The 14496-nt window shown below is 63.6% G+C and carries 14 protein-coding genes and 2 pseudogenes; 6 read left to right on the top strand and 10 right to left on the bottom strand.

Annotation, left to right across the window (positions count from 1 at the left end):
- Positions 1 to 86: 86 nt before the first annotated feature.
- Positions 87 to 371: a hypothetical protein gene (locus tag ADT71_RS01775; RefSeq protein ID WP_347812959.1), complete on the top strand. Its 285-nt coding sequence runs from the start codon at positions 87 to 89 to the stop codon at positions 369 to 371.
- A 213-nt stretch (positions 372 to 584) separates the two neighbouring features.
- Positions 585 to 1565, top strand: a pseudogene (gene istA / locus ADT71_RS29940) (IS21 family transposase); the annotation flags it as partial.
- Positions 1566 to 1579: 14 nt separating this feature from the next.
- Here istA and ADT71_RS01760 read toward each other — a convergent pair.
- From ADT71_RS01760 to ADT71_RS01725, 8 genes are all read right to left on the bottom strand, one after another.
- Complete coding sequence (locus tag ADT71_RS01760) at positions 1580 to 4120, bottom strand: DEAD/DEAH box helicase (RefSeq protein WP_054434548.1); 2541 nt, start codon at positions 4118 to 4120, stop codon at positions 1580 to 1582.
- A gap of 8 nt (positions 4121 to 4128) precedes the next feature.
- Positions 4129 to 4977 carry an SWIM zinc finger domain-containing protein gene (locus tag ADT71_RS01755; protein WP_054434545.1) on the bottom strand — a complete coding sequence of 283 codons (849 nt, stop codon included), beginning with the start codon at positions 4975 to 4977 and terminating at the stop codon, positions 4129 to 4131.
- A gap of 17 nt (positions 4978 to 4994) precedes the next feature.
- Entirely contained in the window at positions 4995 to 5219 is a 225-nt protein-coding gene (locus ADT71_RS31000) for a hypothetical protein (RefSeq protein WP_132470392.1), read from the bottom strand.
- 802 nt (positions 5220 to 6021) lie between these two features.
- Positions 6022 to 6429, bottom strand: a complete 408-nt coding sequence (locus ADT71_RS01745) for a DUF4168 domain-containing protein (RefSeq protein WP_165913381.1) — start codon at positions 6427 to 6429, stop codon at positions 6022 to 6024.
- A 128-nt stretch (positions 6430 to 6557) separates the two neighbouring features.
- Positions 6558 to 6863, bottom strand: coding sequence for a hypothetical protein (locus ADT71_RS01740; protein WP_054434538.1), 306 nt, complete (start codon positions 6861 to 6863; stop codon positions 6558 to 6560).
- A 97-nt stretch (positions 6864 to 6960) separates the two neighbouring features.
- Positions 6961 to 7236 (bottom strand): hypothetical protein, encoded by a 276-nt coding sequence (locus ADT71_RS01735; protein ID WP_054434536.1) that lies wholly within the window; start codon positions 7234 to 7236, stop codon positions 6961 to 6963.
- A 472-nt stretch (positions 7237 to 7708) separates the two neighbouring features.
- Entirely contained in the window at positions 7709 to 8050 is a 342-nt protein-coding gene (locus ADT71_RS01730; RefSeq protein ID WP_054434557.1) for a pilus assembly protein PilZ, read from the bottom strand.
- Between the two features lie 456 nt (positions 8051 to 8506).
- Complete coding sequence (locus tag ADT71_RS01725; protein ID WP_054434534.1) at positions 8507 to 9538, bottom strand: tyrosine-type recombinase/integrase; 1032 nt, start codon at positions 9536 to 9538, stop codon at positions 8507 to 8509.
- Positions 9539 to 9685: 147 nt separating this feature from the next.
- Here ADT71_RS01725 and ADT71_RS01720 point away from each other — a divergent pair, with 147 nt between their 5' ends.
- From ADT71_RS01720 to ADT71_RS01710, 4 genes and pseudogenes are all read left to right on the top strand, one after another.
- Positions 9686 to 11473 carry a Mu transposase C-terminal domain-containing protein gene (locus tag ADT71_RS01720; protein WP_197282881.1) on the top strand — a complete coding sequence of 596 codons (1788 nt, stop codon included), beginning with the start codon at positions 9686 to 9688 and terminating at the stop codon, positions 11471 to 11473.
- Positions 11470 to 11658, top strand: a pseudogene (locus ADT71_RS34820) (TniB family NTP-binding protein); the annotation flags it as partial. The gene ADT71_RS01720 and the pseudogene ADT71_RS34820, both read left to right, overlap by 4 nt.
- Before the next feature lie 107 nt (positions 11659 to 11765).
- Positions 11766 to 12416: a TniB family NTP-binding protein gene (locus ADT71_RS01715; RefSeq protein ID WP_255351597.1), complete on the top strand. Its 651-nt coding sequence runs from the start codon at positions 11766 to 11768 to the stop codon at positions 12414 to 12416.
- A gap of 5 nt (positions 12417 to 12421) precedes the next feature.
- A complete protein-coding gene (locus ADT71_RS01710; protein ID WP_197282880.1) occupies positions 12422 to 13573 on the top strand; it encodes a TniQ family protein in 1152 nt (383 codons plus the stop codon).
- 36 nt (positions 13574 to 13609) lie between these two features.
- Here the strand turns inward: ADT71_RS01710 and ADT71_RS01705 are convergent, their stop codons facing one another.
- Together ADT71_RS01705 and ADT71_RS01700 are read right to left on the bottom strand one after the other, a co-directional pair.
- On the bottom strand, positions 13610 to 13999 hold the full coding sequence (locus ADT71_RS01705) for a type II toxin-antitoxin system VapC family toxin (protein ID WP_054434527.1): 390 nt from the start codon (positions 13997 to 13999) through the stop codon (positions 13610 to 13612).
- Complete coding sequence (locus ADT71_RS01700; RefSeq protein WP_054434525.1) at positions 13996 to 14241, bottom strand: AbrB/MazE/SpoVT family DNA-binding domain-containing protein; 246 nt, start codon at positions 14239 to 14241, stop codon at positions 13996 to 13998. The genes ADT71_RS01705 and ADT71_RS01700 overlap by 4 nt, the downstream gene beginning before the upstream one ends.
- Positions 14242 to 14496 lie beyond the last annotated feature (255 nt).

Below are 14496 nucleotides of genomic sequence, written 5' to 3'. Positions count from 1 at the left end.
CGCCGGTAAAATGCCGTCCTTTGAAATCGTTCATCGCAACTGACCTTGACAGTACATGAGCCCAATCTTGGAAACCGTGTCAGAGTTTGCAACAGAGCCGTCTGATGGAGTGGAGCCAGAACACGCTTTTCTCGCTACTTCAAAGCACCCGCGGCGAGAAGCTGCCCCGGCTTGGCGCGTCCCCCTTCGGGCTCTGGCTTCGCCATCGCGCCCAGTTCATGTTCGAGCAGTCCGCCGCATTTGGCGATGTAACTCGCCTGGTTGAGCGTATCGACGAGACACTGTTACCCCTGCTTGATGTGCCCGGCGCACGAAAGGACGATCTGGGTGCGCGGCGACAACTACGATGGCCGGTTGAGCGGCAACTATGATGGCCGGTAGGATCGTTGTCTGGGCTGATCGTAGGGCGGGGCGGAGCCCCGACCGGAGAGCGGACCAGACAACCGATGGCGATCTTCTTTCCCCTTCTTTCGGGGGTTGGTCGGGGCTGCGGCGGGCGGTGGTATCGGAACACTCATCGAACAAGGAACGATGGGTTTGCGATGCCGGGCCACCACATTTCCGATCAGCAGGTATTTCTCTTCATGACCCATCGTCGCCAACACACCCAGGCCGTCGCGGCTGCCAAGGCCGGTATCAGCGAGCGCAGTGCACGCCGGATCGAGAACGATCCGCAGCTTCCGTCCCAGAAGAAGAAGGAGCGCCACTGGCGCACCCGCGCCGATCCGCTCGAGCCATTCTGGCCACGTGTCGAGGAGTTGCTCCAGATCGACGGTATCATTGCCGTCACGGTCTTCGAGACGCTCCAGGACGAGTTCGGCGAGGATGCTGTTCCCGATGCGATACGACGAACACTGGAACGCCGGATCGCCCGCTGGCGGGCACTGCACGGCGGTGAGAAGGAGATCTTCTTCCCGCAGCATCATGAGCCCGGTCGGCAGGGCCTGTCGGATTTCACGGTATGCGATAGTCTCAAGGTCACGGTTGCCGGCGAGACCCTGGCCTATCGCCTCTACCACTTCCGCCTGGCGGCGAGTGGCTGGGAGCATGCGGCTGTCGTGCTGGGCGGGGAGAGCTTTGCCGCCCTTTCGGAGCACCTGCAGGATGCGTTGTGGAAGCTGGGCGGTGCGCCGGCCGAACACCGCAGCGATTCCCTGTCAGCCGCCTACAAAAACCTCGACGCCGATGCGCAGCGGGATTTCACGCGAAGCTACGACGAACTGTGCCGTCATTACGGCATGCTTGCCACCCGCAACAACCGCGGCGAGGCGCACGAGAACGGATCGATCGAAGGTCCGCACGGTCACCTCAAGCGGCGCCTCGATCAGGCCCTGCGCCGGCGGGGCAGCCGCGATTTCGTCAGCATCGAGGCCTGGCGCGAGTTCGTTGACGCCCAGGTCGCCAGGCAGAACCGACGGCATGCCGCGCGCGTCGATGCAGAACGCAGGGTACTCAAGGCGCTGCCCGCAAGGCGAACCACCGATTTCGCCATGGTCACCGTCGATGTCACCCGCAACGGCACCGTCGGCATTGATCGGGTTATCCTTCACCACCCGCTCCGTATTGCAAGTGCCTACACCTACCCGAGGAGGAAATCGATGTCGGCATCTGTAAGACTCGTTGAGCCAGCCTTGGCCTCCTCATCCCACAGCATATCGGCAAGTCCCCGCTTCCTCTCCTGAAGCGCAAGGATTTTCTCCTCGATCGTGCCCGTGGCGATCAGACGGTGAACGAATACCGGCTTCGACTGGCCGATCCGATGAGCCCGATCGATCGCCTGCGCCTCGACGGCCGGATTCCACCAAGGGTCATAAAGGATGACGGTGTCGGCCGCGGTGAGGTTCACCCCGGCACCCCCCGCCTTGAGACTGACGAGGATAATCGGCACACCGCCTTCCTGAAAGCGCCGAACCGGCCGGCCCCGGTCCCGGGTCGCGCCGCGCAGTTGCTCGAACGGGATGCCGATACGCTCGAGATCGCCGGCTATGAGATCTAGCATGGTGGTGAACTGGCTGAAGATGATGATCCGGCGGCTTTCCGCAATCAGTTCGGGGACCATCTCCCTCAGCCTTTCGCGCTTGGCGGATGCGACCTCGGCGCCAAGATCATTCGGCAGCAGCACGGGATCGCAGCAGATCTGGCGCAGCTTGAGCATCGCATCCAGCACGATGATCTGCGAGCGCATCAGCCCGACCCGGTCGATCTCGTCGCGCACCCGCTTGTGCATCAGTAGACGCTGGCTTTCGTAGAGCCTCAGTTGCGGGGGCGCCAGATCGATGCGCTCGGGGATGATGGTCTTGGGGGGAAGATCGGCGGCGACGGCATCCTTGGTCCGGCGCAGCATGAATGGCCTGATCCGGCGCGCCAGCGCCGTGCGTGCAGTCGGATCGCCGTGCTTTTCGATCGGCGTGCGGTAGCTCGTTCGAAAACCTTCGTAAGTGCCGAGCAGGCCCGGATTGGTGAGGCTCGCCAGCGACCACAAGTCAGTGAGGCGGTTCTCGACCGGCGTGCCGGTCAGCGCGACGACCTGGTCGGCCTTCAGCACCGCCGCTGCCTTGAACCCTGCAGTCTTGGGATTCTTGAGCCCATGCGCTTCATCCAGGATGACCAGCGTAAAATCGCGCGAGGCAAACAGCCCGCTGTCGCGGGCCAGCAGCGTATAGCTGGTGAGCACGATATCGGCGCCTGTAAAGTCATCGCCGTGAGCGTGGCGTCGGTCGGCACCATGCCACAGAAGGCAAGCCAAACCGGGCGCGAAGCGGGCGATCTCGGCCTGCCAGTTCGGTAACACCGATGTAGGCGCCACAATCAGCACAGGGCGAGGCGTAGAGGTGCTGCCGCGAATGGCCAGAATATGCGTAATCGCCTGGAGCGTCTTGCCCAGACCCATGTCGTCGGCGAGGATGCCCCCCATGCCCGCTTCGCGCAACGCTGCAAGCCATCCACAGCCGGTGGCCTGGTAGGCACGCAGCTGGGCATCGAGACCTGCCGGCGCCACAAAGGTTTCGTCCCCAGGCGAATTCAGCCGGGCCGCCAGGGCGCGCAGGCGATCTTTCGATGCCCATGGCAATCCCGCGTTGGCCAGATCATGAACGGCTCCAAGATCGAACTTGCTCAGCTTCAGGGTCGCCGCGCTGCGATCGACCAGCGCCATGCGTACGATCGTCTCTATGAGGGGGCGCACAGAGCCGAGACGAAGCGCTGTGAACCTGCCGCCGCCAAGCGGCAAAGGGATGCGGTATTCGTCGTCTCGCTCGAGGATTTGATCGACGCCGCTTGCCAGCAGGCGGCGCAGCGCCGGCAGCACATCGATGCGTTGATCGCCTTCGACGCGCGCGGCAAGCTCTACGTCGAACCAGTCGATTGCTTTCCCGTTCGCCCCCGACGATGGAGCTTGCGAAACCTCGATACCCGGCGCCTGCAAGCCGCCATCTTCAGGCTGGAGGAGGACGTGTGGCCACTTCGGCGCGAACTCGATCAGCCAGCCCTCATCGCGCAAAGCCTGGGCATCATTGACGAGAAACTCACAGAATCGCTGGTCATGCTCGTGGTCCTCATCGACAAAAGCATGATCCCAGCCTTGCAAGGGCTTGGTTTCATAACGCCCGGACAAGGCAAGAGGCACCAGTGACGTCCGCGCCAGACGGTCAACCGCGGCCTGCTCGGCTTCGATATCGCGCGCGATGCGAATGACGCCTTCGCTGCCGCTTGCAATCACTTCGGTTGCGGTATGGAGCGGACCAACCCGGTGCCCGCCATAGTCGAACTCGAGCCGGGCGACTTCGAGCCCCTGCGACGCCGAGCGCCCTCGCCAGCCCCGGTCGTAATACGGACGCCCGACCTTATCGACCAGGCAGCGCAGCACTGGCTGCGGAGCAATACCCGTCAGCGATGACGAGGATGCCAGTTCGGGGGCCGGCAGCATGTCATGGGCGATCGCCTTCCAACGGACTGCCAGCGCCGGGATCTCGTGAGAGGCGATCGGCGGCATGGCCAGCAGACGCCCGGCCAGCAACGGCTCTCCGGCATCGATGAGCCTAAATTCGCGTGTTCCCACATCGAAATGGATCGGTGGATCGCCGACGAAGATCATGTGCTCGGCGGGCTCGTGGCCATTCATGTCGAGGCCTACGATCTGCCGGGCATCGGACAGAGTTTCCCACCGCAGCTTGCATACGAAGTGCTCGCGCCTGACAGTAGCCGCAGGACCATCGGGTGCTTTCCAGCGCAGCAACCCTTCGACGCTGGCTTCCCACAGCCAACTCCAACCGTTTCGACCAGTGGGACTGCGGTTCGCCGTGAAGTCGCGCCGGCGGCATGAGTCATGCGCGACAGCAGCCGCCCGGCCTCGGGCCTGAGGCTGCCCCGTCCGTGTTGCACCTCCCACGGATGAGCAGGGCGCCAGGTAATTTCGTGGGGCCACCGCCTCCAGGCGCGCACCTGAAGGGAATACCGCTCAGGGAGTACCGGCGCGGGCATCCCCTTGCCCGGGCGCTTGCCCTGCTTGAAGGTGCGGACTGGTTCGAGACTGAAGCACAGCTCTTCATACTTGGCGCGCATGGCGAGATCGTCGACAACGACCGCCTCGAGCCACTCGGCCAGCGGGCCGGCAACGGTGGGCACGCTCCCGCTCTGAGCCTGAATGCGCAAGCGGGGCTTGTCTCGCTCCTGTTGTCCGGTAACTCCCGACGCTTGCAGCGCGAAAAGCACTGCGGCAACATGCTTGCATCCCATCCCCACCGGGCATGTGCATTCGCTGGCTGGAAGCCCCCCGAATTCCTCATCCTCGTCAAAGATGATCGAGGTGACGTAGTGATTCTTGCCGCTGCCGCGTACCAGCGCCGAGACCGTATCAAACTGCTGATCGATCCGCAGATCCGACACGCGCCCTTGCTGGAAATAGCGCTTTCCTGCCTCGACCATACGGTCGGACTGGATGGCAAAATACAGGATGTCGTCGGAAAGCTCAGGGATCATGCAACCTTATCCCGAGCTTACGAAGGGGTGGCAAGCGGTAGTAAGGTGCACAGAAACGCTTTTGCAAAGGTCTGCATGACCTCGCGCGCGAAGAGGATATGCTCCTCCAGTCCGATGTTACCCGAATAGCGCAGCGAGAACGTGGCGTCATCATGGGGCACGATCATGACCACAAGGTCGCCCGCAGTTGCTCTCCCGGCCTCCGGATCAAGGATCCACTCGCCAACGCACTTCTGGGTCATCGCCCCCTCCTGCCCGTCACAAAAACCCCGCCCCCGTATGATCATCAAAACACTCGGCAAGCAGCACTTTGAAGGACTAGTGTCACAAGAGTAAAGCCCGTCACTGGTCTCGAGAGCCAGCCCCTGCAGCACGGCATAGCGCTTCACCAGACGCGCCGCCCAGCGATCGCCCCTCTACGTCACCCCGTTAGAGAACCCGCATCCTGCATAACGGACCGGCAGATCAAAGCCATCGCAGACGATCCGCTAAACCCTGGCAGATACTGACCCGACATCCCCGGCAAAATCTTCCCGAAAGAAAGGGCTGATCCGGAGATCAGCCCTGTGGAAGTTTGGGAGAGGATGCCGAAAGGCAGTGTCACTATGCTGACCTATACGTCATGCTGCAAGTGCGAAAATGGTTGGGCGCTGATGGGACAGAGGTCGTGCAAAAGCCCCTGCGCGAAGCAATAGCGAAAGCCTGCAGCCGGTGTTTTCTGGCTTCGGACGGGCTCGATCTGCATGAGATGTTCTGGAGCGGTTGCCTGCGGATGCCACGATTGTGCGGGCTATGGGGGGAGCGTTGGCAGTTCTGTCGCCCCTGCTCCAACGTGAAGGCGTCACGACGGCCGAGGAGATCGCGAAGACGCTGGGCATCTATGCACCTCGCCTGCGGAGGGTCTGATCCCGGGTTGCTGGCCGGTATCGTAGGAGATCTCTCGCCCGGTGCTGAAGAACTGTCTTCGCACTGAAAGGGGCAACGAAATTGCCTGCCGCCGGCAGCAGCAGGCAAATCATCATTCCGGTTTGACGAACTGTGTGTTCACGGCGCACCGGACCCCTGGAGCTTCGCTGCCACCACTTGGATGCGCTGTTGCAGCGCCGGATCCGCCTGCACTGCCGAAGCGACCTCGTTGAACCTTTCGGGAGAAAGCCCCTCCTGCTGTACCGCCTGCGCCATCTTCGTCTGCTTGTCGGCGTCGGGGGTGGTTTGATCCTGCTGGACGCGCTGCACCGCCAGGGCGGCTCGGACGTACTGCTCGAGTTCCTGGTCGCTAAACGACGTCGCGGTCGGCGCGGTAGCGGGCGGTGTCGACGGCGCTTGCTGTGAGAGCGGGGGCGCAGGTGCCGCAGGACTGCCCGCGTCCGGGATCATGGCATTGGCATTGCCCCCGATCAGACCGAGCGCGGCCAGGAAAACTGCAGGCGCGATTGTCTTGTTCAGCTTCATTTCCATCTCCATCGAAGCGAGACATGGCCTTCGGTACTGGTGACCCGGAATCCAACCACCCAATGGACCCGCGGTGCTTCCTATGGGGTGAAATGTTCTGCGAACGACGCGAGATTGCCGATCGTCCTTTATCCCCGGCCCCTGACATGGGCACCTGGATCGATGACCGTAACCGCATCCAGCGAGCTATTGGCGACGGCATCCGCCATGCCGAAAAGATCCACGCGGCCTCCATCATTGAAGATGCGTCCAGCGACGGTACCATGGATGATCGCCCGGGATCCTCGTTCCACCGTCAGGCTGCCGGCGATCGTTCCGTGAAGGATGAGCCGAAAACCGCTGCGCAAGGTCGCAGCGCCAGTGATCGTACCATAAAGCGCGATATCCTCCTCGATCGCAAAGGGGCCCTCGATGCTGTCGTGGATTGCTTTCACATCTGTTCCTCCCAGCAGGCAACGACGGGCGTACCTCCCGCCGGTTGTGCGGTCGGTACGGTCAGGCGCCCACTTCAATTTCGGATCGGGGACGGCCTCATCGCTCGTCCATCGCGGCTGCGACCATGAAGCGCCAGGTGCTCGCGGCGTCGCCCTGATGGCCCACCGCGGTTTCGGCAGGGGCGACGTTGCGGATGACCTCGCCGCCCGCGAGTGCCATTGCGTCGGTGGGTTCGCGGATGGCATGGAATACCGCGCGCACATCACGCACGATCGCTTCCTGATGCTGGGGGTCCAGGGAATCCCAGTCATCATGCCCGCTCGCTGACTGCGCGAGGGCTCGTGCCGCTCGCTCGATGATCGATCCGGTCATCAATCAAAAGTATCACTCTATCTTTCAATGACCAAGCCTGATGCGCGCACTTGTGTGCGGACGTCCAAACGGCCCGGTTCGTCGTCGGCAGCCAACGCTGTGTCCCATCGCGTTGGTTATCTGGCCGCGCAGTTCTATGACAACGCCGAGCCCGGCGAAGCCAAGCGGCGGGCCCACTCCCGGCAGCCGTGGTGGGGTTTCCGGCCATCGGGAAACCATTTCCTACAGATCGCTGGGTCCTCTCACCCATCGCTGCAGCAGGCACCGCCTGCCGAGCGACTCGGTGTGGTAGCTTATGTCTGGCAGACGGGATCATGGCGGTCGGTCGTCGCCGAATACCGGACGAGACTGGTGGCGTGACGGCTGACCGTGCGAGGCTGTCAGCGGGGGGCAACGGTCTGCCGGCCTCGACGGAACTGGCATTCCAGTCGCATTGGCGATGCGGACAATTGACGCGCGAGCGCAGTTTCCATTACCGCCGGTTTCCCCGCAATCGCGGGTTAGGTTGTAGCTGCGCGACAAGCTGCGCGAAGTCATCCGCACGGATGATGCGTTCGAACTGGAACCCGGCACGATCGTCGTGTGACCATACGAGATGGCCTTCGATCATACCAATCACGGGGATGCGAAGAGCGACCCGCTCGCCGCGTTCAAGCTTCGGCTTACCACGGACCATGTAGCCCTGCGGCGCGATGTTGGCCAGATGCAACTCCAGTTCGCCCAGCTGCCGGTTCTCGCCAACAGCCGTGAAGTCGACTGGGTGACGCGCAGCGCCTCGCATCTCGGCTGCGGTAAGCCGCGCTCCCGGGTTCATGTTGCCTGCCTGGACGAATGCTCTCGCCGGCAGGCTGGGCATCGACGCCGATAGGTACATTCCGGTTCGCGAGCATTGCGGAACCACGGGGTGCTGAACGCGGCGCGCAGGCGGCGGATCAGTCGTTGTATCATACCTTGTTCCAACGGTGACAAATGAACAGATACCACGCGCGGATAAAGTAAATTTGGGGTTACCCGGGCGACGAACCGCCCCATGCGTACGGTTATCCCCCAATAACTGGAGGGTCCGCAGCTGAGCATTGCACGCTGGAGACCCAATTTTGATTACTTCGGCATTCGCAAACCGGCTTCGTTCCAGTCGGGATCTGCAAGTGATAGATGGGCTGGACACCGCTTGAAACCGATGGCTGCAACCAGCGCCAATTTAGCGAAAGTCGGCGCCTACAGGCTATCACGGCACCCATCCCCAAGCTCGCCCAGAACACCTGCCCTTCTATAAAAATCCCGCCCCGGCGTGATCATCGAAGCGCTCGGCCGAGCGGACGTAGCCGAGCAGCACCTTGAGCGACTTGTGCCGCGAGACCTCCTGCATCTTGGCGAGCGAGGCGCGCGTGCGCGCCGCTTCGGTGAGAAAGCCGGCACGCAGCGAGTGGCCGGCGATGGTCTCGGGATCGAGCCCCTGGAGCGAGGCATAGCGCTTGACCAGACGCGCCACCGAGCGGTCGGACATCGCCTCGAGGGTGAACTCGCCTTTGGTCCCGATCCGGGTGAACAGCGGTCCGGGCGCGCCGCCGCGCACCGCCAGCCAGGCATTGAGGTGGGCGACGGGCCGCAGCACCCTGCCCGCCGGCACCGCGATGGTGGCCCCCTCGCCTTCCGGGTCGGTCTTGGAATAACCCACGCGGACAGTCAGGCCCTGTTCGACCAGCTGGACGTCGGCCAGTTGCAGCGCGACCAGCTCGGAGCGGCGCAGCGCCGCGGCGAGGCCCAGCGCGAGGATCGCGCGGTCGCGCACGTCGCGGGTGGTGAGACCGTCCGCCCGGGCGATCATCCCGGCGAGATCCTTCGCACCGATCGCCGCCTTCTTCCGGGTCGGCCGCGCCCGCTGTTCGCGGCGGATGCCGGAAAGGGTGTCGGCGATCAGCTGGTGGGTGTCGCGCGCGGACGGAGGCGGGACACCGTCGTGGCGGTGTCGCCAGGTGATCGCCGCGAGATGGCGGGTGACGGTGCTGTCGGCGCGGCCGGCGAGGGCGAGCGACGCCAGATAGGTGGCGACGACCTCGGGCGCGGCGGGGAGCGGCTCGAGCCCCCTGCCCCAGCACCAATCCTCGAACTGGCGCCAGTCGCTGGCATAGGCGCGGAGCGTATTGGCGCTGCGCGCGCGCAGGCGATAGCTGCGGGCGGCCTCGACCTCAGCGGCCAGCGGCGTGACGGAACCGGGCGTCCGGTCCCCAGGCACGACGAGCGCGTTCCCCAGGCCGGACATTGCCGGCCGCCCTGCCCGGTCGTCGATCCTGTCTGCCATCGCCTCACCTCCCCGATCGTCTTCGTGCTTTCACCCGGAAAACCCCCGTGTCGGTTTTCCTAAATGACCGGACGACGGAACCGCAGATTTCCGCCGGTCTAAATGCCGGATGAGTTCCTTAAAAGTCGGATAGATGAGCCGGCTTTCGTGGTCGTAGTTGAACTTGCCGAGAAAGCCCTCGGGTGTCGTGCTGCACGAAGGATTCGACTCTTTTCCTCAAAAGGCGGACAATCGCACTGTAACTTCCAGCAGGGTTGCCCGGCTATGGTTGCTCAGACACTGACGGCATCCGATGCGGATTGGGCGGAGGCCCAGCGCCGCGAAAAGGTCATCCGCCCGCTGGCCGGCTGCGGGCGCATTCCCTCCGCGGTGGCCGCCCTGGCCATGATGGAGCTTGGTGTGGCGCGGTCCCGGTTCCTCGAACTGGTAAAGCGATACCGGGAAGCCCCTTGTGCGGCCTCTTTGCTGCCGGGCAAGCGGGGCAGGGAGAAAGGAGACCGTCGCCTGTCCCCACAGGCCGAACAGCTTATCACGCGAGGCATCGACGAGGTCTATCTCACCCGCGAAAAGCCGAGTGTCCAGGCGCTCCGGCGCTGGCTGCGCCACGAGTGCCGCAAGGCGAGTTTGCCAACCCCAAGCACCAAGGCGATCACCGCACGAATTGAGGCGCTACCGCCTGTTTCGACGATGCGAGCGCGGGAAGGGCGCAAGGCAGCGAACGACAGATGGGAGCCGGCGCGCGGGGCGTTGGAAGCCGGCTATGCTCTTGACCTCGTCCAATCCGATCACACACTCGTCGACATCATCGTGGTCGATGATCTCTACCGACAACCGATCGGGCGACCGTGGGTGACACTGATGATCGATGTCGCCAGTCGGAGCGTTCCGGGCTTTCACCTCGACCTTCTGGCGCCTTCGGCGGTGGCGGTAGCCATGTGCATGCGCCACGCGGTGCTGCCCAAGGAGGACTGGCTCGCAGAGCGCGGGATGACGGCGCCTTGGCCCAATCATGGATTGATGGATCGCCTCCATCTTGACAATGCCCGGGAGCATCACTGCGATGCCCTGAAACGCGGCTGCCGAACCTATTCGATCGATCTGGAGTATCGGCCGGTCAAACGCCCGCACTTCGGCGGGCACATCGAGCGGCTAATCGGGACGATGATGGGCGCTGTTCACCTTCTTCCGGGCACGACTTTTTCGAATGTGGCCGAGCGCGGCGACTACGATGCGGAAGGGCGCGCGTGCTTGACGTTAGGCGAACTGGAAGCCTGGCTCGCGGCGCAGGTCATCGGTCCCTATCATGCCGAAACGCACCGCGGCATCGGCATCCCGCCAGCGCTGGCCTGGGAGGAGGGCCTGGATCGGCGACCAGAACTGATGCGCCTTCCGCTCGATCCGGCGCGTTTCCTCTTCGACTTCCTGCCGTGCGCGCTGCGCGCCGTGACGCCGAACGGCATCGAGTTGTTCAATACGCACTACTGGGACGATGCCCTGACCTGCTGGTACACTCGGCGCGGGCAGCGCATGCCAGTGCGCTGGGACCCGCGCGACCTGTCGCGGGTATGGCTAGAACTGCCGGACGGCGAGCACCTCGAAGTTCCGTATCGCGACATCCGGCGTCCGGCGATCACCCGCTGGGAACAGAAAATGGCCGTGCGGGCGCTTCGCGAGAAAGGATGCAATGCCAGGAACGAGGCCTTGATCTTCGAGGCAGTAGAGACCCAGCGCATGATTGTCACCGAGGCGGCACACAAGACCAAGGCCGCACGGCTGACGCTGCAACGGACCCGCAATGCGCTGGCCGACGCGCGCCGAGCTCGTGAAGTACAGGCTCGGCGGCTCGGTCCGCCTGTAGCGGTTCACGCTTCTATAGATGCCAAGCCGGCGCCGCCACCGACGCTTCCATTCGTCGTTGAAGATTTACAGCGATGACCGATCTGACCCATCTGGCCGAAGGCTATCGCGAGCGGGCGCTGCGGCCCGATACCGAGCGCATCGCTTGGATCCGGCAGGACCGCTGGCTAGGATTTCCCAAGGCGGAGACGGTGCGCACAACGCTGCAAACCATGCTCGACTATCCCACGCGCACCCGCATGCCCTGCCTGCTCGTCTACGGGCAGACGGGCATGGGCAAGACGCGCATTGTCGAACGGTTTGGAGCGGAGAACCGCGCGGTTTCGATGACAGCACCGGCGTCGCTTCCATTCCGGTCGTCACGGTCCAGTTGCCACCGCAGCCCACCGAAGGCGAATTCTACGGGGAACTGCTCGAAGCGCTGGGGGCTGGATATTCGGGCCGGGTCGCGTGGTCGGAAGGACGAACCGAAGTCGGCCGCGCGCGGCACCTCGCACGCCGCCTCATGACGCAAGTCGGCGCGCGCATGCTGATCCTGGATGAGATCAACCACATGCTGGCCTGCACCGCGCGTCAACAACGTATCTTCCTCAACACGCTGCGTTATCTCGCGAATGATCTGCGGATACCGATCGTATGCACGGGGAACCACGAGGCGAGAGCTGCGCTCCTGACCGACGCCGCCCTTGCCGAACGCTTCGATGCCGTCGAACTAACCCGCTGGCAGGATGACGAGCCCCTCAAACTCCTGTTGATGACGATGAGCGCCATCCTGCCGCTCCGCGCATCATCGGAGCTGACAGATGAGCGATGCCGCCAGGCGATCCTGGACCTCAGTGATGGTAACACCGGACGGATATTCCGCTTGGTCGAAACGCTGGCGGTGCGAGCGATCGAAACGGGCGCCGAGCATATCACCGTCCGGGACCTTGACGCGGCCGATCTGATATTGCCGTCGGTCAGCATGAAGACTCTGGCGCGGCGGCGTGGGCAGGCTCGCGCCGATGCGGCCTCGGTCTGAAGGTCGTGCATGTCGAGGGTGGTACTGCCGCCGCGCCCCGACCCCATGAAGACGAGTTGATTTCCTCGTGGCTCGGTCGCACAGCCGCCCTGTACGATCTTGATGGGGAGGAACTGCGGCAATGGCTCGCACCCCACGCCGGTCGCCTGGCACGGCCCGACATTGCGCTGGACCCGGTTGAGGCGGCGCAGCTCGCTGCCGCTTGCCGTGTGCCCCCGGCACGCTTGCAAGCGCTGGATCTGGCGCACGTCTGGCCCGGTCTGATGAGCGACTGGTTGCCGCAAACAGCTGGACATCAAAAACGCGCCCTGAGCCATATCGATCTGGCCTGGTGTGCGATGTGCCTTGCAGAGGCGCACGCGACGGGCGGGGCCTACCTGGACCGCGAAACCGCGTTTCCGCTGATCTTCTGTCATCGCCATCACACCTGGCGTCACGATTCCTGCCAGCGCTGTCAGCCTCGCAAGCCACCCCGTTTCTTATATGGCGCGCGGCTGGAATTTGTCTGTGCTGATTGCGGCGCCCCACTGCGCCTGCAGCAGTCGATCACCCCGCGGCCACCTTATAACGAGGTGACACCGCAGTCCGAGTTCGCGCTGAACACGCTGTTCGCGTTCGAGCGCGAAGTGCGCCGGGCTATCCTGGGGCATTATGCCGTGCTCCCTGGCGTCGGGGTGGTGCGGCCTCGGCAGTTGCTGGCGGTTATCACGGACCTGGTGTGGCTGCTGACGACGCCGGTCCGCAATTACGGCAGTATGATCAATGCGTTCGTATCCCGAACGCTGCCGTTCACGCCCAACCAGGCGCCGTGGAAATGGGATCCTTTGGTCTATTCGGAATGCTCTCCTTTGTGGCGAGCTTGGCTGCTCAGCGCGGTCGTCACGATTCTGGCGCCGGAGCAGGTCAGCCATATGATGAGTTGGCATGTGCTTCGAGGGCGGACGCATCAGAATTTGGAGTGGCTTCTCGACCGAGCGTCGCGCGGCGGCTTGATTTATCTGGCGTTCAATTTCGCGCGGGACGGCGACCGCTGGCCTCGCGAACTTCGCGAGCGGGTGCAAGCCCACCCTGAGTGGATCCGCGACAATATCGAGGGGGAAAAGGCCGCGTTCAACGCCATGTGTGCCGAGCAAAGCAGGCCGATCCCGATCGGCTAACGCGCTCCGAACCGGCGTCGTACGCGCCGTTCGCAGTCAGCGGATGGCGACCACCTTGACCTGCGCAGCATCGGCGATGGCTTTCCAGGCGAGATCACTGGTCCACGCGGGCAGACCGTCACGGCGGGCAAGCGCGAGACAGCAGCGATCGCCGAGCGACAGGCCAACCTCCGAGGTCACCGCCCGCAGACGACCGGCCAACTGAGCCAGCGCCTTGTCCACCGGCACGACCGTCATCGGCAGCGGATCGAGCATGGCGTCCACTTCGCGTTCCGGCATGCCGGCGTGCACAAAATGGCTGACGACCTCGGCATAGTTCACCGCGCTGATCCGCGCGCCGGCGATGGCATTGGCAACCTTGGCGGCGCCGCGCTCGCCTTTAAGCATGGCCAGCAGCGCAGAGGCATCGAGCACGATTTCACTCATTCGCCGCTATCCTCGCGGCGGTTGGCGAGAAAGGCTTCAACTGAGCTGTCCGGCTTGTCGCCGGTGTAGCGTTTGGCCAGCGCTTGTGCGCGGGCCACGGCCTGGGCGGCAGTGCGCAGCACCACACCGTCGTCGGTTTCATCAAGATAGATCGCACCGCCGCCATTCAGGCCCAGGCGTTTGCGGATGTCAGCCGGCAGGCTCATGCGGCCATTGGGCGTGATGTTGATCTGAACGGTCATGATGGGCTCGCTTGCGGTCGGCGCGGTAACAGGTCACAGCCTAGACCTGCATCCTCTCGCATGCAACTCCGCCAACAATGAGTCTCAACGAAGGTGTTCGAGCCACGCCCCCTGCTCCGTGACATGCCGCAGATAGGCACTTTCCATAATCGCGTGTTATGGTAATGACAGTGTGGTTATCGGTGACAACAGAACGGCGGGGCAGGGCGTGAGTCACGAAGATCCGAACGAGGCTCAATCAGTCCCCGATGACAC

Origin of the sequence: Novosphingobium sp. ST904, assembly GCF_001298105.1 — a bacterium.
In the GTDB taxonomy this organism is placed as follows: domain Bacteria; phylum Pseudomonadota; class Alphaproteobacteria; order Sphingomonadales; family Sphingomonadaceae; genus Novosphingobium.
This window is presented reverse-complemented; position numbering and strand designations above follow the sequence as displayed.

Coding starts and splice junctions, on each gene's coding strand:
- ADT71_RS01760 (WP_054434548.1), bottom strand. CDS start 4,120: ATGAATGGCCACGAGCCCGCCGAGCACATGATCTTCGTCGGCGATCCA.
- ADT71_RS01755 (WP_054434545.1), bottom strand. CDS start 4,977: ATGATCCCTGAGCTTTCCGACGACATCCTGTATTTTGCCATCCAGTCC.
- ADT71_RS31000 (WP_132470392.1), bottom strand. CDS start 5,219: ATGACCCAGAAGTGCGTTGGCGAGTGGATCCTTGATCCGGAGGCCGGG.
- ADT71_RS01745 (WP_165913381.1), bottom strand. CDS start 6,429: ATGAAGCTGAACAAGACAATCGCGCCTGCAGTTTTCCTGGCCGCGCTC.
- ADT71_RS01735 (WP_054434536.1), bottom strand. CDS start 7,236: ATGACCGGATCGATCATCGAGCGAGCGGCACGAGCCCTCGCGCAGTCA.
- ADT71_RS01730 (WP_054434557.1), bottom strand. CDS start 8,050: ATGAACCCGGGAGCGCGGCTTACCGCAGCCGAGATGCGAGGCGCTGCG.
- ADT71_RS01725 (WP_054434534.1), bottom strand. CDS start 9,538: ATGGCAGACAGGATCGACGACCGGGCAGGGCGGCCGGCAATGTCCGGC.
- ADT71_RS01705 (WP_054434527.1), bottom strand. CDS start 13,999: ATGAGTGAAATCGTGCTCGATGCCTCTGCGCTGCTGGCCATGCTTAAA.
- ADT71_RS01700 (WP_054434525.1), bottom strand. CDS start 14,241: ATGACCGTTCAGATCAACATCACGCCCAATGGCCGCATGAGCCTGCCG.